The following is a 23,213-nucleotide window of genomic DNA, read 5'->3' as shown; positions in this document are numbered from 1 at the left end:
CTCCTGGTGAGACACCCCGTACCTCGGGCCGATCCGGACGCTTTCAAGTCTGTGATGAGAGGGCCACGGCCTCAGGATGGATCCGAACCGCGCCGCACCAGTTCCAATGTTTCGTTGTCGGGTGAACTGGTGAGGCGTGCGCGCACCGGCAAGTGGTGCAGTTGGGGGTCGAGCCACACCTCCACGCGCGTGTCGTGGGCTTTGCGCGGTTCACGCAACAGCTTGATGGCCGGCACCGATGCGCCGCCGATGGCGACGTTTTCGGTGCCGATGGCCTGGAATGACCACACATCGGCGTCCCCGCGCGCGCCGGTGACGAACATGCTGATCCGCTTGCCGGGGGCCACCCGCTGCGGGTCGGCGTTGGCGATGGCGGCGATCTGGACCATCCAGCTCAGGCGGTCCTGCGTGCCGGGGATGAGCGGGTGCTTCACGTCGGGGCCGGAATAGGTGATCTTGCCCGCCGATCGCTGGAAGTTGGCTGCCAGCATGGACTTGCCACGGCGTTCGTCGGTGAACCGGACGGGAGCGATGCCATCGCCGTCGATCTGCCCGGCGCTGTCCCAGGTGATCACCTTGAAGCCTGCCACCCGGCCCTCCAGGCGGGCGTGGTAGCGGGTGTCCTGCTCGTCCCACACCAGTTCGCCATTGCCGCTCCACGGCCCCCGGCTGATCACGTAACGCACCGTGAGGGAGGGGGGCATGCGCGTGCGGTACACCGGCACGTCCCCAGGGGCCGGGTCCACGATGGGCTGGGGCTCGACCCCGGGTTTCGCCGCGGCCTTCGCCACCTTCCGGGCGGGTGCCGGGGGTGCCGGCGCCGGCGCTGGTGCAGGGGTGGCCGGCGCTGGTGCGGCGGCGGGTGGCGGCGCCGGGGCGTCCACCACCCGCACGGCCACGGTGGGGACACGGGGCGGCGGGGTGTCGGCCCACGAGACGGAAACGCCGGCCAGCGCCAGGTGGGCGAGCACGACGGGAACGGCCAGCGGCAACAGCGCACGCCAGCGGCGGGAGGGGGCGGAGAAGAAAGAGTCGTCCATGCATCGACAATACGGGAAACCGAAGCCCTTGCCACGCCACTCACGATGAAACTCGCCAGTTACAAGGATGGATCACGCGACGGCCAGCTCGTGGTCGTCTCGCGCGACCTGGGCACCGCCCACTACGCCAACGGCATCGCCACCCGGCTGCAGCAGGTGCTGGACGACTGGAATTTCCTGTCGCCCCAGCTCGAGGAGCTGTCGATCTCGCTGAACCACGGCCGGGCACGGCACGCGTTCCCGTTCGACCCGGCCCTCTGCATGGCCCCGCTGCCGCGCGCCTACCAGTGGGCCGACGGCTCGGCCTACCTGAACCACGTGGAACTCGTGCGCAAGGCGCGCGGCGCGGAGGTGCCCGACAGCCTCCAGACCGACCCGCTGGTCTACCAGGGTGGCAGTGACGATTTCCTGGGCCCCACCGACCCGATCGTCGTGCCCAGCGAAAAGATGGGCATCGACTTCGAAGGGGAAGTGGCCGTCATCACCGGCGACGTGGCGATGGGCACGCCGCCCGACCGGGCCGTCGATGCCATCCGCCTCGTGATGCTGGCCAACGACGTGAGCCTGCGCCACCTCGTGCCCGGGGAGCTCGCCAAGGGGTTCGGTTTTTTCCAGAGCAAGCCCGCCACCGCGTTCAGCCCGGTGGCCGTTACTCCCGACGAACTGGGGGCGGCCTGGAAGGGCGGCCGCGTGCACCTGCCGCTGCAGAGCACGTGGAACGGCAAGCGCGTGGGCCTCTGCGACGCGGGACCGGAGATGAAGTTCCACTTCGGGCAACTGATCGCCCACCTGGCAAAGACCCGCAACGTGCGCGCCGGCAGCATCGTGGGCAGCGGCACGGTCAGCAACGCGGACGCCTCGCGCGGCTTCTCATGCATTGCCGAGAAGCGTGCGCTGGAGACCCTGGAACACGGCGAACCCCGAACCGACTTCATGCGCCACGGTGACACCATCCGCATCGAGATGATGGGCTCGGACGGCCAGTCGGTGTTCGGTGCCATCGACCAGGCGGTGGCGGCGCCCTGACGTCGCGCTCGAATCGGGCGACACTCGACATGACATGACCGAACTGCCCCACACCCTGAAGATCGCCACCGTCTGGCTGCTGGTCGGCCTGGGCGTGTTCCTCGCCATCCAGGCCTTCGAAGGCCAGCAGCGCCGGGCGCGCTTCCAGACCACGGGCGACCTGGTCGAGATCCAGCGCGGTGCCGACGGCCATTACCACTGGCCCGGCACCCTCAATGGCCACCGCGTCGACTTCCTGATCGACACGGGGGCCACCGGTACCGCGCTGTCCGCGGCGCTTGCGCGCCAGCTCGGCCTGGCGCCGCTCGGCGAAGTGCAGTCCAGCACCGCCGGCGGTGTGGTCACCGGCGAGGTGATGCGGGTGAACCTGGCCTTGAAGGGCGGCGTGAGGGTGGACGACCTGCGGGTGGTCGCGCTGCCTGGCCTCAACGACAACCCGCTGCTGGGCATGGACGTGCTCGGCCGCCTGCGATGGCAGCAGCACAACGGCGTGCTCACCATCGACCTCCGCGAGAGCAAACCATGACCGTGCTGCGCCGCGTCCTTCCCTGGGTGCTGGCCGCCTGCTGCCTGGGCCGCGCTGCCGGGGCCACCCCGCCGCAGCCGGCCGACTGCCCGCCAGCGGCCCGCCCGCCCAGCGCGGAGGAACAGGCCGCCGGGTGGCGCGATGCGCGCGATCGCGGCATGTTGTGGCGCCTCGAGAAGGACGGCCGCACGTCGTGGTTGTACGGCACCATCCACATCGGCAAGACGGCCTGGGCGTACCCCGGTCCCATCGTGCGTGCGGCACTCGAGGACAGCGACACGCTCGCGCTCGAACTCGACCCGCTCGACCCCGCCGTGCTGGGCGAGCTGCAGGCCGGGATGGCGCGCGACCCGCGGCTGACCCTGACACCGGCCCTCGACCGCCGGCTGCGCGCCCAGCTGCGCCGCGCGTGTTTGCCCGAAACCCATGCCGACCAGGTGGCCCCCGAGATGCTGGCCGCGAACCTCACGATGGCGGCCACTGCCCGCGACGGGTTCCACGCGGCCTTTGGCATCGACGTGTCGCTCGCCCAGGTGGCCCGCACGATGAACAAGCCCGTCGCCTCCCTCGAGACGGTGTCGTTGCAGCTGGCAAGCCTGGTCAGCGCCAACGAAACCGACCTGCGCGGCAACATGACGCGCATGCTGGCGGACCTGGAGCAGGACCGCGTCCGGCCCCTCGCATTGCGCCTGGCCAGGGTTTGGGAAACCGGCCGCGACGAAGAACTCGGCCGGTTCACCACCTGGTGCAACTGCGTCCGCACGCCCCGTGACCGGGCCCAGATGAAGGCGCTGCTCGAAGACCGCAACCCCGGTCTCGCCGCGGCCGTGGATCGCCTGCACGCGGGCGGCCAGTCGGTGTTCGCGGCCGTGGGCAGCCTGCACCTCGTGGGCGCGTCGGGCCTGCCGGCACTGCTCACCGAACGGGGCTACACGGTGACCCGCGAACCGCTGACGCCCCGCTGAATGCCACCCGGGGGCATGGGGGGCCACTCTGGATTGGCGAGACGCGGTGGACCCATGCACAATGGACTGGAACCACCCGCCACCCCGGAGACAGCATGGCAGACACCTCTTCCTTCACCAACCTCGTCCCCGGCTTCGACTTCCTGCAGAACCTGGTCAAGAACGCGGGGTCGGCCATGCCCGCGATGGGGCAGTGGATCGCGCCCACGCTGAACCCCGAAGAGCTGGAAAAGCGCATCAACGAGTTGCGCACCGTGCAGTTCTGGCTCGAACAGAACGCCCGCATGCTGGCCGCCACGGTGCAGGCCCTCGAGGTCCAGCGCATGACCCTGTCGACGTTGAAGACCATGAACGTCCAGATGGGTGATTTGCGCGATTCGCTGCACGCCCGCGCGCCCACCGCGGAACCCGCGCCGCAAGCCGCACCGGCCGAACCCTCCGCCGACCAGCATGAACCGGCGCCGGCCCTCGTGGACCCGGTGCAGTGGTGGGGCGCCTTGACAAAGCAATTCACCCAACTCGCCGCCACCGCGATGCAGGAGCCCCCGGCCACCCCGGTCGGCGAACCGGCCAAGAAGGCCCCCCCGCGCAAGGCGGCGGCCAAGACCGCTGCTGCCGGGGCACCCGCGCGCAAGCGCGCCGCCCCGAAACCCTGAACGATGAAGCTCTTTGCCCACGCCCATGCCACCCACCCCGACTGGCGCATGGCCCTTGCGCTGGCCGCGGCGCAGATCGACGCCCAGCGCGCCGACCCGGCGGGGCGTCACGTGGCCGATCCCACGCTCGGCTGGGTGTATTTCAGCGACCACTACGCGCCGCAGGCGGCCGCACTCCTCGATGAACTGACCTCGCGCTGGCCGGGGGTGTCCTGGGTCGGCACGGTGGGGGTCGGGGTGGCGGCCAACGGCGCCGAGTACATCGACGAACCCGCGCTCGTGCTGATGCTCGCGGGCCTGCCGCGCGACCAGTTCCGGGTGTTTTCCGGCGCCCGGCCGCTGGCCGGGTTCCCGGCCGCGGCGGCGCTGGTCCATGCCGACCCGGCCACGCCCGACTTGCCCGAGCTGATCGCCGAGATGAGCACACGCACCACGTCGGGTTACCTGTTCGGCGGCCTGGCCTCGTCGCGCACCCACACGGTCCAGGTGGCCGACGGGGTGTTCGAAGGGGGGTTGTCGGGCGTGGCGTTCGCTGCCGGGGTGTCCATGGTCTCCCGGGTCACGCAGGGCTGCCAGCCCGTGGGGCCGGTGCGGATCATCACGCGGGCAGAACGCAACCTCGTGCTGGCCCTCGATGGCGAACCCGCGCTCGACGTGCTGTTGCGCGACCTCGGCGTCCCGGCCACCGAACCGCGCGAGGCCCTGCCACGACTGCGCCAGACCCTGGTCGGCCTGAGCGACAGCCGCGACCACCTCCTGTCCCACCCGGGGCAGTTCGGCACCGACACCCGCGTGCGCCACCTGATCGGCATCGAGCCGAAACACCGGGGGGTGGCCGTCAGCGAAGAGGTCAGCGAGGGCATGCAGCTGGCGTTCTGCCACCGCCACGTCGAAGGCGCCCGGCGCGACCTGGTGCGCATCTGCAGCGAGATCCGCGAGGAACTGGAGCCTGACACCCTGCCGCTGGCCGAAGCACTGGCGCTGAATCCGGGACTGGCCGACAGCGCACCCCACCCGGCGCGCGGCATCGCGGGCGCCGTGTACGTGAGCTGCACCGGCCGCGGGGGGCCGCACTTCGGCGCCCCGTCGGCCGAGCTGGCGCTCATCCGCCACGCGCTGGGTGACGTGCCGCTGGTCGGTTTTTTTGCCGCGGGCGAGATCGCCCACCACCATCTGTATGGCTACACGGGGGTGCTGACCGTGTTCGCGAACGGGTCACCGGCATGAACCACCCCACCCGCGCCCCCGACCGCGCCGCGCGCCAGGCCCAGGTGGTGGCGGCCCTGCAACCGCTGCTGCCGGCTCACGCGCTGTTGTGGCAGCACGAGGACACCGTGCCGTACGAATGCGACGGGCTCACCGCCTACCGCCAGGTGCCGTTGCTGGTGGCCCTGCCGGAAACGGCCGACCAGGTGGCGGCCGTGCTGAAGGCCTGCCACGCGCTCGAGGTGCCGGTAGTGGCACGCGGCGCCGGCACCGGGTTGAGCGGGGGCGCGCTGCCCCATGCGCTCGGGGTCACGCTGAGCCTCGCCAAGTTCAACCGCATCGTCCACGTCGACCCGCTCGCACGCACGGCCGTCGTTCAGTGCGGGGTGCGCAACCTCGCCATCAGCGAAGCCGCGGCCCCGCACGGTCTCTACTACGCCCCCGACCCCAGCAGCCAGATCGCCTGCACCATCGGCGGCAACGTGGCGGAAAACTCGGGCGGGGTGCACTGCCTGAAGTACGGCCTCACGCTGCACAACGTGCTGGCCGTGCGCGGGTTCACCGCGGCCGGCGAACCGGTGGTGTTCGGCGGCCCGGCACTCGATGCCCCGGGCCTCGACCTGCTGGCCCTGGTGGTGGGCAGCGAGGGCATGCTGGCCGTCATCACCGAGGTGACGGTCAAGCTCGTGCCGAAGCCGGTGGTGGCCCGTTGCATCATGGCCAGCTTCGACGACCTGCGGAAAGCCGGCGACGCGGTGGCCAACGTCATCGCCGCCGGCATCATCCCGGCAGGCCTCGAGATGATGGACAAGCCCATGACCGCCGCCGTGGAGGACTTTGTTCACGCCGGGTACGACCTGTCGGCCGAGGCCATCCTGCTGTGCGAAAGCGATGGCACGCCCGAGGAGGTGGACGAGGAGATCGGGCGCATGCTCGACGTGCTGGTGACATCGGGCGCCACGCGCGCCGAGGTCAGCAAGGACGAGGCCCAGCGCCTGCGCTTCTGGAGCGGGCGCAAGAACGCCTTCCCGGCGAGCGGGCGCATCAGCCCCGACTACATGTGCATGGACTCCACCATCCCGCGCCGCCGGCTCGCCGACATGCTGCAGGCCATCGCCGCGATGGAAACGAAGTACGGCCTGCGGTGCGCCAACGTGTTCCATGCCGGCGACGGCAACCTGCACCCGCTGATCCTGTACGACGCGAACGACGCCGACCAGCTGCACCGCTGCGAGCTGTTCGGGGCCGACATCCTCGAGACCAGTGTCGCGATGGGCGGCACGGTCACCGGGGAACACGGCGTGGGCGTGGAGAAGCTGTCATCGATGTGCGTGCAGTTTTCCCCGGCCGAGCGCGAGCGCATGCTGGCGCTCAAGCACGCCTTCGACCCGGCCGGGTTGCTGAACCCGGGCAAGGTCATCCCCACGTTGTCCCGCTGTGCGGAGTACGGGAAGATGCACGTGCGGCGCGGCCTGCTCGCCTTTGCGGAGATTCCCCGCTTCTGATGACCCCGAACCTCACCGCCCTGATCGACCAGGTGCGCGCCGCGCACGATGCCCGCGAACCGCTGGAGATCCGCGGCGGCGGCACGAAGGCCTTCTATGGCGAGGCGCCAGTGGGCCGGGTGCTCGACACGCGGGGGCACACCGGCATCGTCAGTTACCAGCCCACCGAACTCGTGGTCACCGTGTCGTGCGGCACGCCGCTCGCCGAGCTGGAGGCCACGCTGGCCGAGAAGAACCAGTGCCTCGCGTTCGAACCGCCCCATTTCGCCCGCGGGGGCACCGTGGGGGGCATGGTGGCGGCCGGGTTGTCGGGGCCGTCCCGGGCGTCGGTGGGCGCCGTGCGCGACCACCTGCTCGGGGCCACGCTGCTCGACGGCCGCGGTGAACTGATGCAGTTCGGCGGTGAGGTGATGAAGAATGTGGCGGGCTACGACGTGTCGCGGGTGCTGGCCGGGTCGCTCGGCGCCCTCGGGGTGCTGGTCGACGTGTCGCTGAAGGTGTTGCCGCTGGCCCCCGCCACCGCCACGGTGCGCTTCGGGTTCGACGAAGCCTCGGCGCTGGCCCACCTCAATGAGTGGGGCGGCCAGCCGCTGCCGCTGAACGCCAGCGCCTGGTGGGACGGCACGCTGCTCGTGCGGCTGCGGGGTGCCCTGGCCGCGGTGCAGGCCGCGATTGCCACGTTCCGCGACGCCGGCGGCGACGTGGTGGAGCCCGCGCTCGCCAGTCCGTTCTGGCAAGGCCTGCGCCACCAGACGGACGAATTTTTCGAGAAAGCGATGGTGGCCGTGTCACGCGGTGTACCGCTGTGGCGCCTGTCGGTCCCGCAGACCGCCCCCGGCCTCGGGCTGCCGGGCGAACAGCTGATCGAGTGGCACGGCGCGCAGCGCTGGTGGTGCACCCCCGCGCCCGCGGCCCAGGTGCGGCGCGCCGCGGCGCTGGTGGGCGGGCACGCCACCCTGTTCCGGGGCCAGGACAAGTCGGCCGGCGTGTTCGCGCCGCTCGCGCCGCCGGTCGCAGCCATCCACCGGTCCCTGAAGCAGTCCTTCGATCCGGCCGGCATCTTCTGCCCCGGCCGCCTGTACCCCGGCCTGTGAGGTCCCATGCAGATCCACCTTGCCCCTGAATTCCAGGGCACCCGCGAAGGCACCGAAGCCGAGGGCATCGTGCGCAACTGCGTGCACTGCGGCTTCTGCACCGCCACGTGCCCCACCTACCAATTGCTCGGGGACGAGCTGGACGGCCCGCGCGGCCGCATCTACCTGATCAAGCAGGCGCTCGAAGGGGCCCCGGTGACGGCCACCACGCAGCTGCACCTGGACCGCTGCCTCACCTGCCGCAACTGCGAGACCACCTGCCCGTCCGGTGTTCAATATGGGCGCCTGGTGGAGATCGGCCGGGAGATCGTCGACGCCCGGGTGCCACGCCCGGCGCCTTCACGCGCGCTGCGCTGGTTGCTGAAGGAGGGGCTGACGTCCCGCCTCTTTGCCCCGGCCATGCGCTTGGGACAGGCCGTTCGCCCGCTGCTGCCCCAGGCACTGAAGGCGAAGGTGCCGCCGCCCGCCCCCGCGTCCGCCCGTGACTGGCCCACCCGCACGCACGCCCGCAAGGTGCTGCTGCTCACCGGCTGCGTGCAGCCGGCGATGGCGCCCAACATCAACAGCGCCACCGCCCGTGTGCTCGACGCCGCCGGCATCCAGACCGTGGTGGCCGCCGGGGCCGGTTGCTGCGGGGCCATCCGCACCCACCTCAGCGACGCCGCCGGTGGCCTCGACGACATGCGCCGCAACATCGACGCCTGGTGGCCGCTGGTCGACGAGGTCGAGGCCATCGTGATGAACGCCTCCGGATGCGGCGTGACGGTCAAGGGGTATGGGCACGCGCTCGCGCACGACCCGGCCTATGCCCACAAGGCCCGCCGCATCGCCGAGAAAACCCGCGACCTGAGCGAGCTGCTGCCGGCGCTGGTGCCGGTCCTCAAACCCCGCCTCAAGAAACCCCGTTGGCGCGACCTGGTTTTCCATCCGCCGTGCACGCTGCAACACGGCCAGCAGTTACGCGGGGGCGTCGAAATCCATTTGCGCAATATGGGATTTAACGTGAGCGTCGCATCCGTGGAGTCTCATCTCTGCTGCGGCTCGGCGGGCACCTACTCGGTGCTCCAGCCCGAATTGGCACTGAAACTGCGCGACCGTAAGCTCCGCCACCTCGAAGCCACGCGGCCCCAGGCCATCGTGTCCGCGAACATCGGCTGCATCACCCACCTGCAGAGTGGCACCGATATCCCCACGATGCATTGGGTTGAGGTGGTGGACGAGGCCCTTTCTCGGGGTTTCCCCTCTTTGCGCGTGACTGACTGATGACGTCAAGCCACTGTGGCTTGCTGCCAACGGTGTGCACCATTATCGGTGACAGCGCCCACTTCCTGCGCTCCAATGCGTTCTGTCGTGATGTGAGGCACCTCTTGCAACACGCCCTCCGGCGCCATCGATCATGGACAGCCGATTGACCTCAAATAAGTTGGAATGCACACCATGAAAAAATCTCTGCTCGCACTTGCCGCGATCGCCGCTGTCAGCGGCTCCGCATTCGCTCAATCGTCGGTCACCATCTATGGTCGTGTGGACCAAGGCGTTGCCCAGTACTCCGAAGGCGTGAAGAACGTCGAAGTCCGTCAAGGCTCGGCCAGCCGCCTCGGCTTCCGTGGCGTTGAAGACCTGGGTGGCGGCCTGAAGGCCTTCTTCCAGTTCGAACACCGCTTCACGCCGGATGACGGCGTTGCCAACCCCGTGTTCTGGGACGGCAAGTCGTTCGTCGGCCTGCGCACCACGTTCGGTGATTTCTACCTGGGCCGTGAAGACAGCGCTGCATACGCCCTGTCGCAAGCTCCTGCCGATCCGTTCGGCACGGACACCGTGGCTCAAAACACCACGATCCTGAACGGCCGTGGCATCGCCACCACCCGTTACGCCAACTCGGTGAACTACCGTGGCACGTTCAGCGGCCTGACCGTCGGCGCGCAAATCTCCGAGCGCGCCACGGCCGCTGAGCAAACCGCCACGTCGGGCATCAAGGCCCAACAAGTCGGTGAAGACCGTCCGTACTCGCTGGCTGCTTCGTACACCGGCGGCCCGATCACGGTCGGCGTGGGCTTCGAGAACCCGGCCAACGAAAACGCCAAGTGGACCACCATCAACGCCGCCTGGGACTTCAAGGTCGTGAAGGTTATCGGCCTGTACGGCTTCGGCAACGCCAACAACGATGACGAGCGTCGTGGTTACATCCTCGGCCTGACCGCTCCGATCGGCAACGGCGAACTGAAGACCAGCTACGCCATGCTCGAGAACGAAGCTGCAGTTGGCGGCGCCAAGACCAAGCTCGACAAGCAATTCGGCATCGGCTACCACTACGCCCTGTCGAAGCGCACCACGATCTACACGGACGTCGTGAACGAGAAGAACGACGCTGTGCGTGCCAACTCCGCTCTGAAGAAGACGGGTTGGGACATCGGCGTGAAGCACAACTTCTAAAAGCCGACGTCTGGGCCACTTCGGTGGCCTGACATAAGGAGCGCACGCTCGGGTTTCCCGGCCGTGCGCTTTTTCTATTGAGGCCTATCTGCTCTTCCCATTGATGTCTGCTAGACCGAGTTACGAGGCTGCTTTACAGCGCAGACAGAGCGACGAACCGTGGCGCCTAGGGCCTCGTTAGCAACTCTCGTGTCTTGACAATTTCAAGCAGTCGATCTTCTCGCGCCACGAGCAAGTCGCCGTTCGCCAGTTGATGAACGCACTTGCTTGTAGGTACGAGCTTGATACCTTTCGAGGACACGATCTCGGCAAATTGCTGTAGCACTCGCACGATGTGCTTGCCACCATCGCCGTCAAAAGCGACGAATCGATTCGTCTCTCGCATGATTCTTCTCCCCATGCATTCTCCTCTGCTGTAGACCCGATTCCGGCGTTGGCGTACGTGGATTGCGATCGCTGCGCAGTCGCCGAGGACCCGACCGCTTGATCCTCCATCGGCCAATTTACTATCCCTCCGAAGGCTCCTCAGAGTATCGCTTCAGCGAGTTCTTAAGGTCCCTTTCAGATGAGCGCCTTATTCATGCGTCGCGGCCTACTGTCCGAGATTTCGCTCATGGAAGAAAAATGCCGCCGACCCCATTGAAGAGGCCGACGGCAGATTGCCATCTACTGCACGCGGCTCGGAGCCGCGGTCTAACCTAGCTTATCGATCAGCGAGCACGCCCTTCCTTCCAAGCGCCAAGCAGCTTCTCGTAGTCGATGGTTTCACCCTTCGGCTTCTCGTTGGCAAGCTTCTTCCACGGCGCACCCTTGTCGCTCAGGTACTTGTTGGGATCGCCCTTGGCGTTGAGCTTCGGCGCACACTGGGCCATGCCGGCGCGTTGCAGGCGGGCCATCACCTGGTCCATCTCCTCGGCCAGGTTGTCCATCGCGGCCTGCGGGGTCTTTTCACCGGTGACGGCGACGGCCACGTTCTTCCACCACAGCTGCGCGAGCTTCGGATAGTCGGGCACGTTGTTGCCGGTAGGGGTCCACGCGACCCGGGCCGGGCTGCGGTAGAACTCGATCAGGCCGCCGTACTTGTTGGCATTCTTGGTGAAGTACTCGTGGCGGATGTCGCTGTCACGGATGAACGTGAGGCCCACCGCGGACTTCTTCGCCGACACGGTCTTGCTGGTCACGAACTGGGCGTAGAGCCACGCAGCGGCCGTTCGGTTGGCGTCATGGGCCTTGAAGAAGGTCCACGAGCCCACGTCCTGGTAGCCGTTCTGCATGCCCTGTTTCCAGTACGGGCCGTTGGGGCCCGGGGCCATGCGCCACTTCGGCGTGCCGTCGGCGTTCACCACCGGCAGGCCGGGCTTGACCATGTCGGCCGTGAAGGCGGTGTACCAGAAGATCTGCTGTGCAATCTGCCCCTGGGCCGGCACGGGGCCGGATTCACCGAAGGTCATGCCGGAGGCTTCCTTCGGGGCGTACTTCTTCATCCAGTCGACGTACTTCGTCAGCGCGTACACGGCGGCCGGGGAGTTGGTGGCACCACCGCGTGACACGGAGGCCCCCACCGGCGTGCACTTGTCGTCGGCCACGCGGATGCCCCACTCGTCCACCGGCATGCCGTTCGGGATGCCCACGTCGGCGGTGCCGGCCATCGAGAGCCATGCATCGGTGAAACGCCAGCCCAGCGACGGATCCTTCTTGCCGTAGTCCATGTGGCCGTAGATGGGCTTGCCGTCGATGGTCTTCACATCGTTCGTGAAGAACTCGGCGATGTCCTCGTACGCGCTCCAGTTGAGCGGCACGCCCAGGTCGTAGCCGTACTTGGCCTTGAACTTGTCTTTCAGGTCCTTGCGGGCGAAGAGGTCGGCGCGGAACCAGTAGAGGTTGGCAAACTGCTGGTCGGGCAGCTGGTACATCTTGCCGTCCGGCGCGGTGGTGAAGCTGCGGCCGATGAAGTCGGGGATGTCGATGTCCGGGTTCGTGAACTCCTTGCCGGCGCCAGCCATGTAGTCCGTGAGGGACATCACCTTGCCGTAGCGGTAGTGGGTGCCGATCAGGTCGGAGTCGGAGATCCAGCCGTCATAGATGCTCTTGCCGGATTGCATCGAGGTCTGCAGCTTCTCGACCACGTCACCTTCCTGGATCAGGTCGTGCTTGACCTTGATGCCGGTGATCTCCTCGAAGGCCTTGGCCAGCGTCTTCGATTCGTACTCGTGCGTGGTGATGGTCTCGGACACCACCGAGATTTCCTTCACGCCCTTGGCCTGCAGCTTCTTGGCCGCGTCGATGAACCACTTCATCTCGGCCGCCTGCTTGTCCTTCGACAGGGTGGACGGCTGGAACTCGCTGTCGATCCACTTCTTGGCCTCGGCTTCACCGGCCCAGGCGCCCTGGCCCAGGGCCAGCGCGGCCGCCAGGATGGCAGCGGCGTGTGCCACCGCTTTCAAGCGTTGTGTCATGTCATCTCTCCTCAGGACTTCCCAATGGATCGCAGGGGCACACGGCTGGGAAGGGTTCACCGGGTGCCTATTCAGGAACGAACGACTAACCCTTGCGCATCACCAGCGCCAGCAGCGCCATCGACGCGATGAAACTGATCCACACCGACGGCTCTTCCGCGAGGCTGAACCACACCGTCATCTTTTCGCTGAAGCCCACGAACACGAGGTTCACGTAGGCCGCCATCAAGAGGCCCACGAACAGGCGATCGCCGCGGGTGGTGGCCATGGGCAACCACCCCTTGCGCAGCGTGGTGGGGGAACGCAGTTCCCACACCGTCATGCCCGCCAGCATCAGCACGATGCAACAGAAGAACACCGCCACCGGCAGCGTCCAGGCCATCCACTCGAACATCTCGTACTCCCGTTCAGACGCGGCCCATCGCGAAACCCTTCGCGATGTAGTGCCGCACAAACCAGATGACGATCGCACCCGGCACGATGGTCAACACGCCGGCCGCCGCGAGCACGCCCCAGTCCATGCCGGAGGCCGACACGGTGCGGGTCATCGTGGCCACGATGGGCTTGGCGTTCACGCTCGTGAGGGTGCGCGCCATCAGCAGCTCGACCCAGCTGAACATGAAGCAGAAGAACGCCGCCACACCCACCCCGGCCTTGATGAGCGGCAGGTAGATCGTCAGGAAGAACCGCGGGAACGAGTAGCCGTCGATGTACGCGGTTTCGTCGATCTCGCGTGGCACGCCGCTCATGAAGCCTTCGAGGATCCACACCGCCAGCGGCACGTTGAACAGCAGGTGGGCCAGCGCCACCGCGATGTGCGTGTCCATCATCCCGAGCGTGGTGTACAGCTGGAAGAACGGCAGCAGGAACACCGCGGGCGGCGTCATGCGGTTTGTCAGCAGCCAGAAGAACACGTGTTTGTCGCCAAGGAAGCTGTAGCGCGAGAACGCGTAGGCCGCGGGCAGCGCCACCAGCAGCGAGATCACCGTGTTGATGCCCACGTAGATCAGCGAGTTGATGTAGCCCGAGTACCACGACTCGTCGGTGAAGATCGTCTTGTAGTGCTGCAGCGTGAAGTTGACCGGCCACAGGCTGAACGTGGAGAGGATCTCCTCGTTCGTCTTGAACGACATGTTCACCATCCAGTACACCGGCAGGATCGCGAACAGCAGGTACAGCGCGAGGAAGAACACGCGCTTCTTGAACCGCTTATCCATGGGACACCTCCGCATCGCCCTGCGTGCCCACGCGCTGCATCCAGTTGTAGAGGATGAAACACAGCAGCAGGATGATCAGGAAATAGATCAGCGAAAACGCCGCGGCCGGACCCAGGTCGAACTGGCCCACGGCCTTTTGCGTCAGGTACTGCGACAGGAACGTGGTGGCGTTGCCCGGCCCGCCGCCCGTCAGCACAAACGGTTCGGTGTAGATCATGAAACTGTCCATGAACCGGAGCAGCACCGCGATCATCAGCACCCCGCGCAGCTTGGGCAGCTGGATGAAGCGGAACACCGCGAACTTGCTGGCGCCGTCGATGCGGGCGGCCTGGTAGTAGGCGTCGGGGATGGCGCGCAGCCCGGCAAAACACAGCAGTGCCACGAGGGGTGTCCAGTGCCACACGTCCATGACCAGCACGGTGATCCACGCGTCGGTGGCGCTGCCCGTGTAGCTGTAGTCGACCCCCAGCCGCGCGAGCGTGGCGCCCATCAGGCCAATGTCGGTGCGGCCGTAGATCTGCCAGATGGTGCCCACCACGTTCCACGGGATCAAGAGCGAGATGGCCACCACCACGAGCACCGCCGACGACCGCCAGCCGGTGGCCGGCATCGACAGCGCGAGGGCGATGCCAAGCGGGATCTCGACCGCCAGCACCGCGAACGAGAACCCGATCTGGCGCAGCAGCGCGCCGTGCAGTTCCTCGTCGCGCATCACGAGCTTGAACCACTCGGTGCCCACGAACACACGGCGCTCGGGCGAGATGATGTCCTGCACCGAATAGTTCACCACCGTCATCAGCGGCAGCACCGCCGAAAACGCCACACACAGCACCACTGGCAGGATCAGCAGCCAGGCCTTCTGGTTGACCGGCTTCATGCGATCAGCTCCTCGTTGCGGTTGTAGAAACACGTGTGGGTGCCCAGCACCGTCAACCACGCGGTGTCGCCCACGCGGGGCGGCACGGTGTCAGGGCTCAGGCGCGAACGCAACACCGCGTCGCCGGCCTTGGCCGTGACGAGCCAGTAGGTGCCCACGTCCTGCACCATCGACACGACGGCGGGCAGCGCGCCCGGGGCGTCGGCCGCGGCGAGCGACACGTATTCCGGCCGCACCCCCAGCTTGAACTCGCCTGCGGACGCCAGCGCCGCGGGCAACGTCCCGCCGCTCAACGGCCGCCCGGCCACCTCCAGGCCACCGGCCCAGCGGGCAGGCAGGAAGTTCATGCCCGGCGAGCCGATGAAATGGCCCACGAAGGTGTGCGCGGGCCGCTCGAACAGTGCATCGGCGGAACCCACCTGCACGGCGCGGCCGCGGGTCATGACCACCACCTCCTCGGCGAACGTCAACGCCTCGACCTGGTCGTGGGTGACGTAGACGAGTGTCAGCTTCAGTTCATGGTGGATCTGCTTCAGCTTGCGGCGCAGCTGCCACTTCAGGTGCGGGTCGATCACGGTGAGCGGTTCGTCGAACAGCACCGCCGAGACGTCCTCGCGCACGAGGCCCCGGCCCAGCGAGATCTTCTGCTTCGCATCGGCCGCCAGGCCGGCGGCGCGGGTGTCGAGCTGCGCGCTCATCTCGAGCATCTCGGCGATCTGCCCCACCCGCTGCTTGATGCGGTCGGGTGCCACGCCACGGTTGCGCAGCGGGAACGCGAGGTTCTCGGCCACGGTCATCGTGTCGTAGATGACGGGGAACTGGAACACCTGCGCGATGTTGCGCAGCTGCGGCGTGTGGCGGGTCATGTCGACACCGTCGAACGACACCGTGCCATGCGACGGTGTCACGAGGCCCGAGATGATGTTGAGGAGGGTGGTCTTGCCGCAGCCGGACGGGCCGAGCAGCGCGTACGCACCGCCGTCACGGAACGTCATCTTCAGCGGCAGCAGCGCGTAGTCCTCGTCGCGCTGCGGGTTCGGGCGGTAGGCGTGGGCCAGGTCGAGGTCGATGCGGGCCATGGTCAGGCGCTCCTCTTCGCGGGGGCACGCACCAGCGCACCGGACGGGGCGAACACGTAGACCTGTTCGGGGTTCACGTACAGCGTGACCCCCTCGCCGAGTTCGAAGAAGTGCACGCCCGTCAGCTGCGCCACGAGTTCCCCCTCGGCGGTGTCGACGTGCACGAAGGTGTCCGAGCCGGAGATCTCGGCCAGCTCGACCTTGCCGCGCAGCACCAGGTCGCCGGGCCGCTCGTGCACCCGCAAGGCGCTGGCGCGCAGCCCCACCGTCACCTCGGATGCAGATGGCGCCAGCCCGGCCAGCGGCAGCACCGCGCCCGACGGCAGGGTGAGGCCCTGGCCATCGGACCGCGCGGCGATCAGGTTCATCGGCGGGTCGCTGAAGGCCCGTGCCACACGGATCGACTGCGGCCGGTGGAACACTTCTGCGGTGGGGCCGTACTGCAGCAGCTCGCCGGCATCGAGCACGGCGGTGTACCCGCCCAGCAGCAGTGCCTCGGTGGGTTCGGTGGTGGCGTAGACGACGGTGGAGTCGCCGGCGGCAAAGAGCTGGGTGAGTTCGTCGCGCAGGCCCTCGCGCAGCTTGTAGTCGAGGTTCACGAGGGGTTCGTCCAGCAGCATCAGCGGCGCGTCCTTGGCGAGTGCACGGGCCAGTGCCACGCGTTGCTGCTGCCCGCCGGACAACTCGGCCGGCAACCGCTGCAGGAAGGGTTCGATGTGCAGGCGTTTCGCGAGCGCGAGCACGCGCTCGGCAATGCCCTGCTCGCCGCGCAGCTTCAGCGGCGAGGCGATGTTGTCGAACACCGTCATCGACGGGTAGTTGATGAACTGCTGGTACACCATCGCGACGTTGCGCTGGCGCACCGGCACGCCGGTGACGTCCACGCCGTCCACCTTCACGAGGCCCTCGCTGGGTTTGTCGAGGCCGGCCATCAGCCGCATCAGCGTGGTCTTGCCAGCCTGCGTGGCGCCAAGCAGCACCGTCACGGCACCGGGCACGAGGCTCAGGTTCAGCGGGTACAGGAAGGGCACGGGGCCCACCTGTTTGCTGAGGTTCTCCAGGGTCAGTTGCATGGGGACTTCAGTGAGGAACTAAGGGGAAACGGAGGCCGCCGCGGCCGCCGGCCAACGGGCCTCGCACCAGCGGGTGACACGGGCGCGGTCGTCGGCAGAGAGGTGCAGGCCGAGCTTCGAGCGGCGCCACAGCACGTCCTCGGCGGTGCGGGCCCATTCGTGGTCGTGCAGGTAGACGAGTTCGGCCTCGAACACCCCGGGCGCGACTTCCTCGCCGAGGCCCTCGGGCCGCACCACGAGGTCGATGCGGGCGCCATAGGCACGGGCGTAGCGGTGTCGCAATGCGGGGGGCAGTGCAGGGTGGCGAACGGCAACGGTCTGGACGAACCGGGTGAAATCGGTGTCGGGACGCACCGGCGGGCCGATCCAGGCGGACAGGTCGCCGCCCGGCAGCAGCGCACCGCGGGTCCACGGGCCGGCGTGAACCCCCATGTGGCGGCACAGCGTGTCGGCCGCCTCTTCGGCGAGCTTGCGGAACGTGGTGATCTTGCCGCCCCACACCGTCAGCAGTGGCGCCGGGCCGGGCTCCAGATCGAGCTGGTAGTCGCGGGTGACGGCCGATGCGTCGCTGTGTTCGTCGCCCAGCAGCGGGCGCACGCCGGCGTAGGACCACACCACGTCGGCGGGCACCACCGGCTTGGCGAAGTAGCGGCTGGCCTGCTCGCAGAGGTAGGCGATCTCGCTGTCGTCGATGCGGGCCTGGCCCACGGCGCCGTGGTGTTCGACGTCGGTGGTGCCGATCAGCGTGAAGTCGCGCTCGTACGGGATCGCGAAGATGATGCGGCGGTCGGGGTTCTGGAAGATGTACGCGTGGTCGTGGTCGAACAGTTTCGGCACCACGATGTGGCTGCCCTTCACGAGCCGCAGCGTCTTCGACCCGGAGATGTGCGCATGGGCCTGCAGGAACTGCGCGGCCCAGGGCCCGGCGGCATTGACCAGCGCGCGCGCCTGCACGAACTGCTTGCGGCCGGCGGCGTCCTGCAACTCGACGTCCCACCGGCCGTCGCCGCGCTTGGCGTCGACACAGCGCCAGCCGGTGAGCACCTGGGCACCGCGTTCGGCGGCATCGACGGCGTTGAGCACCACGAGCCGGGCGTCATCCACCCAGCCGTCGGAGTAGACGAAGCCGCGGGAGAACTGCGGCTTGAGTGGCACACCGGCCGGGTGGCGGCGCAGGTCGACGCTGGACGAACCCGGCAGCACCTCGCGGCGGGCCAGGTGGTCGTACAGGAACAGGCCGGCGCGGATCATCCACGCCGGGCGCATGCCGGGGTCGTGGGGCATCACGAACCGCAGCGGCCACATGATGTGCGGGGCGCTGCGCAGCAGCACCTCGCGCTCGCCGAGCGCCTTGCGCACCAGCGAGAACTCGTAGTACTCGAGGTACCGCAGGCCGCCGTGGATGAGCTTGGTGGACGACGACGAGGTGTGCGCGGCGAGGTCGTCCTTCTCGCACAGCACCACCTTCAGGCCGCGGCCGGCCAGGTCGCGGGCGATCCCGGCACCATTGATGCCGCCGCCCACGACGAGCACGTCACAGCCGGTCAACGATGGGTTCAAGCGGGCTCCTCGGGCAGGAAAGGGTGGCAAGTAGTGACGGCACGAACAGGGTTGTGCAGCGCGTCACGCTCGAACGTGGCCGAATGTTCGGTTTGAGTTCGTTTGTTTTCTTCTTTTTTCTTTTTAACGGACAAACGAACACCTTGCAAGGGTGGGAAACCACCGGAGGGGTTCGAAAAAGTTTCGGTACGCTCGCCACTCCGGAATGAACCCGAGCCACGCTTTCGCATGACCCCGAACCCTCGCCAGGCCCAGTTGATGGAGGAGTTGCGCACCCGCGGCACCATGACCGTGGAGGCATTGGCCGACCAGTTCGGCGTCACGCTGCAGACGGTGCGGCGCGACGTGAAGCTGCTGTCGGAGGCCGGGTTGCTGTCGCGCTTCCACGGGGGTGTGCGGCTGCCGAGCTCCACCACCGAAAACATCGCGTACCGCCAGCGCCAGCAGCTGAACGAAACGGCGAAGCAGCGCATCGCCCGTGCCGTGGCGAGGGCGGTGCCCAACGGGTGTTCGCTGATCCTCAACATCGGCACCACCACCGAGGCCATCGCCCGCGAGATGCTGCACCACAAGGGGTTGCGGGTCATCACGAACAACCTGAATGTCGCCGCGATCCTGTCCGACAACCCGGACTGCGAGGTCATCGTCGCCGGTGGGGTGGTGCGCGCCCGCGACCGGGGCATCGTGGGTGAAGTCACTGTCGACTTCATCAGCCAGTTCAAGGTCGACATCGGCCTGATCGGCATCTCGGGCATCGAGGCCGACGGCACGCTGCGCGACTTTGACTACCGCGAGGTGAAGGTGGCCCGCGCCATCCTCGACCACTCGCGCGAGGTGTGGCTCGCCGCCGACCACAGCAAGTTCAACCGGCCGGCGATGGTGGAACTCGCCCGCTTCGACGAGGTGGACATGCTGTTCACCGACGCCGCGCCGCCCGAACCCTTCCCGAAACTGCTGGCCAACGCCGGCGTCCAGTGCGAAGTCGCCCGATGAACTACCTGCTTGCCCTCGACCAGGGAACCTCCAGCTCACGCAGCATCGTCTTCGACGGCCAGGGCCGCATCGTGGCGATGGCGCAACGGGAGTTCCGCCAGATCTACCCCCAACCCGGCTGGGTCGAACACGACCCGCGCGAGTTGTGGGACACCCAGCTCGCCACCGCGAAGGAGGCGCTCGCGAAGGCGAAGCTGACGGCGAAGGACATCTCGTCCATCGGCATCACGAACCAGCGCGAGACCACCGTGGTGTGGAACAGGCGCACTGGCGAGCCCATCTACAACGCGATCGTCTGGCAGGACCGCCGGGCCGAACCCACGTGTGCCGCGATGCGCGACCAGGGCCTCGAGCCCCTGTTCCGCGAACGCACCGGGCTGATCATCGACGCCTACTTCTCCGGCACGAAGCTGAAGTGGATCCTCGACCACGTGCCCGGCGCCCGCGACGCCGCCCGGCGCGGTGACCTGGCCTTCGGCACGGTGGACACCTGGCTCATGTGGCACCTGACCGGTGGCCGGCTGCATGCCACCGACGTGAGCAATGCGTCGCGCACGCTGCTGCTGAACGTGCACACCAACACCTGGGACGATGAACTGCTCCGGCTGCTCGACGTGCCCCGCGAGATGCTGCCGCAGGTGTTGCCGTCGAGCCACGTGTTCGGCCACACCGAGGCCGGCCTGCTGGGTGCATCGTTGCCCATCGGGGGCGTCGCGGGTGACCAGCAGAGCGCGCTGTTCGGCCAGGCCTGCTTCCGCGCGGGCCTCGCCAAGAACACCTACGGCACCGGCTGCTTCATGCTGATGCACACGGGCCAGGATTTCCAGCAGTCGGCCAACGGGCTGATCACCACCAGCGCAGCCCAGTCCACCACCACGCCCGAGTTCGCCCTCGAAGGCAGCGTGTTCATCGGCGGGGCCGTGGTGCAGTGGTTGCGCGATGGCCTGCAGGCCATCAAGGGCAGCGGCGAGGTGCAGCAGCTGGCCGAATCGGTGCCCGACAGCGGCGGCGTGATGTTCGTGCCGGCCTTCACCGGCATGGGGGCCCCCTACTGGAAGGCCGACGCCCGCGGCGCCATCGTGGGCCTCACACGGGGCAGCACGGTGGCCCACATCGCCCGGGCAGCACTGGAAAGCATCGCGTTCCAGAGCGCGGCGCTGCTGACGGCCATGAGCCGCGACGCGGTGGCCGCCGGCGGTGCCCCGGTCAGCGAGTTGCGGGTGGACGGTGGCGCCTGCGTGAACGACCTGTTGATGCAGTTCCAGGCCGACCTGCTGGGCATCCCGGTGGTGCGCCCGAAGGTCATCGAAACCACCGCTCTCGGCGCGGCCTACCTGGCCGGCCTGAGCAGCGGGGTCTACAACAACCTCGACGAACTGGCCGCGCAATGGCAGGTGGAGCGCCGTTTCCACCCGGTGATGCCGCGGGTCCGGGCCGAGGAATTGATGCAACGCTGGGAACACGCGGTGCGCCAGGCCACCCTCGAGTGACCAACACTGCTGACAACACGTTGTCAGCAGCCCCTTGGCAGCATGAACCTCCTGACAACACGAGGAGGTGCCATGCAACAACAGCAACAACAACTCGGCCACGCCGTCCATGCGCTGCACTGGTTCGAGATCCCGGTGCTCGACCTGGACCGCGCCCAGGGCTTCTATGAAACCGTGCTCGGCCTGCCGCTGCGCCGCGCGGGCGAAGGTGTGCACTCGATGGCGCTGTTCCCGAGCGAAGGGGACGGCGTGGGCGGATGCCTGTCGGTCAGCTGCGGGGGCCTCGCGCCCACGCCCACCGGCACCGTGGTGTACCTGTCCACCCCGTCGATCGACGACGTGCTGTCGCGGGTGCCCACCGCCGGGGGCCGCGTGGCCGTGGCCAAGACGGCGCTGCCGGACGATTGGGGTTACTGCGCCCACATCACCGACACCGAAGGCAACCGTGTCGGCCTGCATTCGCTCGGCTGAGTGTTCGCCCCCACCGCCCCATGGCCAACTTGGCCCCCGCTCCTCGCCGCCGCACAATGGCGTGCGACCCTGTCTTCACCCGCTCGCCCCCCGTTGCCTGCCATGCGCCGTGCCGACCGCCTGTTCCAGATCGTCCAGCTGATCCGCGGCCGGCGGCTCAGCACGGCCCAGTTCCTGGCAGAACGGCTCGAGGTGTCGGAGCGCACGGTCTACCGCGACGTGGCGGACCTGATGGCACAGGGGGTGCCCATCGAGGGCGAGGCCGGGGTGGGCTACCGCATGCGACCGGGTTTCGACCTGCCCCCGCTCATGTTCACGCATGAAGAAGCCCAGGCGCTGGTGGCGTCGGTGCGCATCGCGCAGCCGCGGCTCGACGCAGCGCTGTCGGCCCAGGCCGATGCTGCGCTGTCGAAGATCCTCGCGGTGCTGCCCGCACCCGCCCGGGCCGCGGCCGAAAGCCTGGCCGTGTACGCGCCCCCCATCAACTTCGACACCAAGACACGCGCCCGGCTGGAGGCGTTGCGCCTGGCCACCGATGCACGCCGCTTCGTCAGCATCCACTACATCGACCTGAAGGACCAGCCGAGCGAGCGCACACTCCGACCGCTCGGCTGTTTCTACTGGGGGGCGGTGTGGACGCTGGCCGCGTGGTGCGAGACACGCAACGCGTTCCGCAACTTCCGCGTCGACCGCATCCAGCAGCTCGACGTGCAGGACCGCACCTTCCGTGACGAACCGGGCAAGACGATGGCCGACCTGTTCCGGGCCGTGGAAACGGAGATGGCCGAACGCGACTGCAGCACCGACGCGTAGAATCCGCGCCTTCCCTTCGCTGCCGGAGCCCGCCGTGGACCTCAAACTGCCGATCACGATCTTCGACGAACTGCTTGAATCCATCGTGAAATCCACCGGCACCCTCGACCTCGCCAGCGGCGAGATCCGCAACGTGGTGTACGAGGACTACGACGTGGCCAAGCTGGGCCTGCCCGCCGAGAACGAGGAGTACGAGTTCACGTCGGGCCTGCTGACCAACGGCGCGCGCGACGTGGAGTTCCGCGTGGAAGTGGACGTGCTGAACGGCCGCTATTCGGTCACACCCAGCGAGCTGCTGGAACTCAAGGGCCGGGCAGCAAAGCTGTTTTCGACGAAGTGACCGGCGGCCGCCCCGTCATTGCGGGGCGTTGAACCCGGCTTCGAACTCGGCCAGGTCGAGGGCACCATCGTGGTCGGTGTCGAGCTGGTCGAATTTCTCGGCGAACACCGGGAAACGGGCCACCTCGGCCTTCGACAGCCGGCCATCGTGGTTGGCATCGGCCCGGGTGAACACGGATTCGGCGGTGAGGCGTTCGCGCGGCTGGGCGGCCTGGCTGCTGGCCGCCATCGCGAAACTGGCCAGCGTGACACCGATCACCTGGCGCGCAGCGTCGCGGATGGACGGCGGGGCTTCTTGGCGTTTGCGACGGGTCATCGGTACTTCCTTTTCTGGACGAAAAGGCCATTCAACCCGCCCGGGCCGCATCGAACCAGACTTTTTGCCGGTTCTTGC

23 protein-coding genes are annotated in these 23,213 nt (G+C 67.9%); 14 read left to right on the top strand and 9 right to left on the bottom strand.

Going from position 1 to position 23,213, the window contains the following annotated elements; translation table 11 throughout:
* Positions 1-71 precede the first annotated feature (71 nt).
* The gene (locus ASC87_RS10905) at positions 72-1,040 is read right to left on the bottom strand and encodes a DUF3108 domain-containing protein (RefSeq protein ID WP_056660852.1); all 969 of its coding nucleotides are present in this window, start codon (positions 1,038-1,040) and stop codon (positions 72-74) included.
* A 45-nt stretch (positions 1,041-1,085) separates the two neighbouring features.
* On the opposite strand from ASC87_RS10905, the gene ASC87_RS10900 reads away from it, so the two are divergent.
* The 9 genes from ASC87_RS10900 to ASC87_RS10860 all read left to right on the top strand — a co-directional run bounded on the left by ASC87_RS10900 (position 1,086) and on the right by ASC87_RS10860 (position 10,451).
* Entirely contained in the window at positions 1,086-2,066 is a 981-nt protein-coding gene (locus ASC87_RS10900; RefSeq protein WP_056660849.1) for a fumarylacetoacetate hydrolase family protein, read from the top strand.
* Between the two features lie 34 nt (positions 2,067-2,100).
* Entirely contained in the window at positions 2,101-2,592 is a 492-nt protein-coding gene (locus ASC87_RS10895) for a TIGR02281 family clan AA aspartic protease (protein ID WP_056660846.1), read from the top strand.
* Complete coding sequence (locus tag ASC87_RS10890) at positions 2,589-3,557, top strand: TraB/GumN family protein (protein WP_056660843.1); 969 nt, start codon at positions 2,589-2,591, stop codon at positions 3,555-3,557. The genes ASC87_RS10895 and ASC87_RS10890 overlap by 4 nt, the downstream gene beginning before the upstream one ends.
* A gap of 95 nt (positions 3,558-3,652) precedes the next feature.
* Positions 3,653-4,213, top strand: a complete 561-nt coding sequence (locus tag ASC87_RS10885) for a PhaM family polyhydroxyalkanoate granule multifunctional regulatory protein (RefSeq protein ID WP_056660840.1) — start codon at positions 3,653-3,655, stop codon at positions 4,211-4,213.
* 3 nt (positions 4,214-4,216) lie between these two features.
* A complete protein-coding gene (locus ASC87_RS10880; protein ID WP_056660838.1) occupies positions 4,217-5,440 on the top strand; it encodes an FIST N-terminal domain-containing protein in 1,224 nt (407 codons plus the stop codon).
* Positions 5,437-6,924: an FAD-linked oxidase C-terminal domain-containing protein gene (locus ASC87_RS10875; RefSeq protein WP_056660835.1), complete on the top strand. Its 1,488-nt coding sequence runs from the start codon at positions 5,437-5,439 to the stop codon at positions 6,922-6,924. The genes ASC87_RS10880 and ASC87_RS10875 overlap by 4 nt, the downstream gene beginning before the upstream one ends.
* Complete coding sequence (gene glcE / locus ASC87_RS10870) at positions 6,924-8,018, top strand: glycolate oxidase subunit GlcE (protein ID WP_056660832.1); 1,095 nt, start codon at positions 6,924-6,926, stop codon at positions 8,016-8,018. Before ASC87_RS10875 ends, glcE begins: the two co-directional genes overlap by 1 nt.
* A 6-nt stretch (positions 8,019-8,024) precedes the next feature.
* Entirely contained in the window at positions 8,025-9,281 is a 1,257-nt protein-coding gene (glcF, locus tag ASC87_RS10865; RefSeq protein WP_056660829.1) for a glycolate oxidase subunit GlcF, read from the top strand.
* Between the two features lie 174 nt (positions 9,282-9,455).
* Positions 9,456-10,451: a porin gene (locus ASC87_RS10860; protein WP_162255145.1), complete on the top strand. Its 996-nt coding sequence runs from the start codon at positions 9,456-9,458 to the stop codon at positions 10,449-10,451.
* A gap of 710 nt (positions 10,452-11,161) precedes the next feature.
* Here ASC87_RS10860 and ASC87_RS10855 read toward each other — a convergent pair.
* The 7 genes from ASC87_RS10855 to glpD all read right to left on the bottom strand — a co-directional run bounded on the left by ASC87_RS10855 (position 11,162) and on the right by glpD (position 18,743).
* On the bottom strand, positions 11,162-12,907 hold the full coding sequence (locus tag ASC87_RS10855) for an ABC transporter substrate-binding protein (RefSeq protein WP_056660823.1): 1,746 nt from the start codon (positions 12,905-12,907) through the stop codon (positions 11,162-11,164).
* 85 nt (positions 12,908-12,992) lie between these two features.
* Complete coding sequence (locus ASC87_RS10850) at positions 12,993-13,301, bottom strand: DUF2160 domain-containing protein (protein WP_056660820.1); 309 nt, start codon at positions 13,299-13,301, stop codon at positions 12,993-12,995.
* Between the two features lie 13 nt (positions 13,302-13,314).
* Entirely contained in the window at positions 13,315-14,124 is an 810-nt protein-coding gene (locus tag ASC87_RS10845; protein WP_056660817.1) for a carbohydrate ABC transporter permease, read from the bottom strand.
* Entirely contained in the window at positions 14,117-15,001 is an 885-nt protein-coding gene (locus ASC87_RS10840) for a carbohydrate ABC transporter permease (RefSeq protein WP_056660814.1), read from the bottom strand. Before ASC87_RS10840 ends, ASC87_RS10845 begins: the two co-directional genes overlap by 8 nt.
* On the bottom strand, positions 14,998-16,080 hold the full coding sequence (locus tag ASC87_RS10835) for an ABC transporter ATP-binding protein (RefSeq protein ID WP_056660811.1): 1,083 nt from the start codon (positions 16,078-16,080) through the stop codon (positions 14,998-15,000). The genes ASC87_RS10840 and ASC87_RS10835 overlap by 4 nt, the downstream gene beginning before the upstream one ends.
* Positions 16,081-16,082: 2 nt before the next feature.
* Complete coding sequence (locus tag ASC87_RS10830) at positions 16,083-17,153, bottom strand: ABC transporter ATP-binding protein (RefSeq protein ID WP_056660808.1); 1,071 nt, start codon at positions 17,151-17,153, stop codon at positions 16,083-16,085.
* A gap of 18 nt (positions 17,154-17,171) precedes the next feature.
* A complete protein-coding gene (gene glpD / locus ASC87_RS10825; protein ID WP_056660804.1) occupies positions 17,172-18,743 on the bottom strand; it encodes a glycerol-3-phosphate dehydrogenase in 1,572 nt (523 codons plus the stop codon).
* A 198-nt stretch (positions 18,744-18,941) separates the two neighbouring features.
* On the opposite strand from glpD, the gene ASC87_RS10820 reads away from it, so the two are divergent.
* The 5 genes from ASC87_RS10820 to ASC87_RS10800 all read left to right on the top strand — a co-directional run bounded on the left by ASC87_RS10820 (position 18,942) and on the right by ASC87_RS10800 (position 22,820).
* Positions 18,942-19,706, top strand: coding sequence for a DeoR/GlpR family DNA-binding transcription regulator (locus ASC87_RS10820; protein WP_056660801.1), 765 nt, complete (start codon positions 18,942-18,944; stop codon positions 19,704-19,706).
* Positions 19,703-21,196 carry a glycerol kinase GlpK gene (glpK, locus tag ASC87_RS10815; protein ID WP_056660799.1) on the top strand — a complete coding sequence of 498 codons (1,494 nt, stop codon included), beginning with the start codon at positions 19,703-19,705 and terminating at the stop codon, positions 21,194-21,196. The genes ASC87_RS10820 and glpK overlap by 4 nt, the downstream gene beginning before the upstream one ends.
* A 72-nt stretch (positions 21,197-21,268) precedes the next feature.
* The gene (locus ASC87_RS10810; protein ID WP_056660796.1) at positions 21,269-21,667 is read left to right on the top strand and encodes a VOC family protein; all 399 of its coding nucleotides are present in this window, start codon (positions 21,269-21,271) and stop codon (positions 21,665-21,667) included.
* 102 nt (positions 21,668-21,769) lie between these two features.
* Positions 21,770-22,480 carry a YafY family protein gene (locus ASC87_RS10805; RefSeq protein ID WP_056660794.1) on the top strand — a complete coding sequence of 237 codons (711 nt, stop codon included), beginning with the start codon at positions 21,770-21,772 and terminating at the stop codon, positions 22,478-22,480.
* Positions 22,481-22,514: 34 nt separating this feature from the next.
* The gene (locus ASC87_RS10800) at positions 22,515-22,820 is read left to right on the top strand and encodes a hypothetical protein (RefSeq protein WP_056660791.1); all 306 of its coding nucleotides are present in this window, start codon (positions 22,515-22,517) and stop codon (positions 22,818-22,820) included.
* Positions 22,821-22,835: 15 nt separating this feature from the next.
* Here the strand turns inward: ASC87_RS10800 and ASC87_RS10795 are convergent, their stop codons facing one another.
* Complete coding sequence (locus tag ASC87_RS10795; RefSeq protein ID WP_056660788.1) at positions 22,836-23,135, bottom strand: EF-hand domain-containing protein; 300 nt, start codon at positions 23,133-23,135, stop codon at positions 22,836-22,838.
* Between the last annotated feature and the right edge of the window lie 78 nt (positions 23,136-23,213).

This window comes from Rhizobacter sp. Root1221 (assembly GCF_001425785.1).
In the GTDB taxonomy this organism is placed as follows: Bacteria; Pseudomonadota; Gammaproteobacteria; order Burkholderiales; family Burkholderiaceae_C; genus Rhizobacter.
This window is presented reverse-complemented; position numbering and strand designations above follow the sequence as displayed.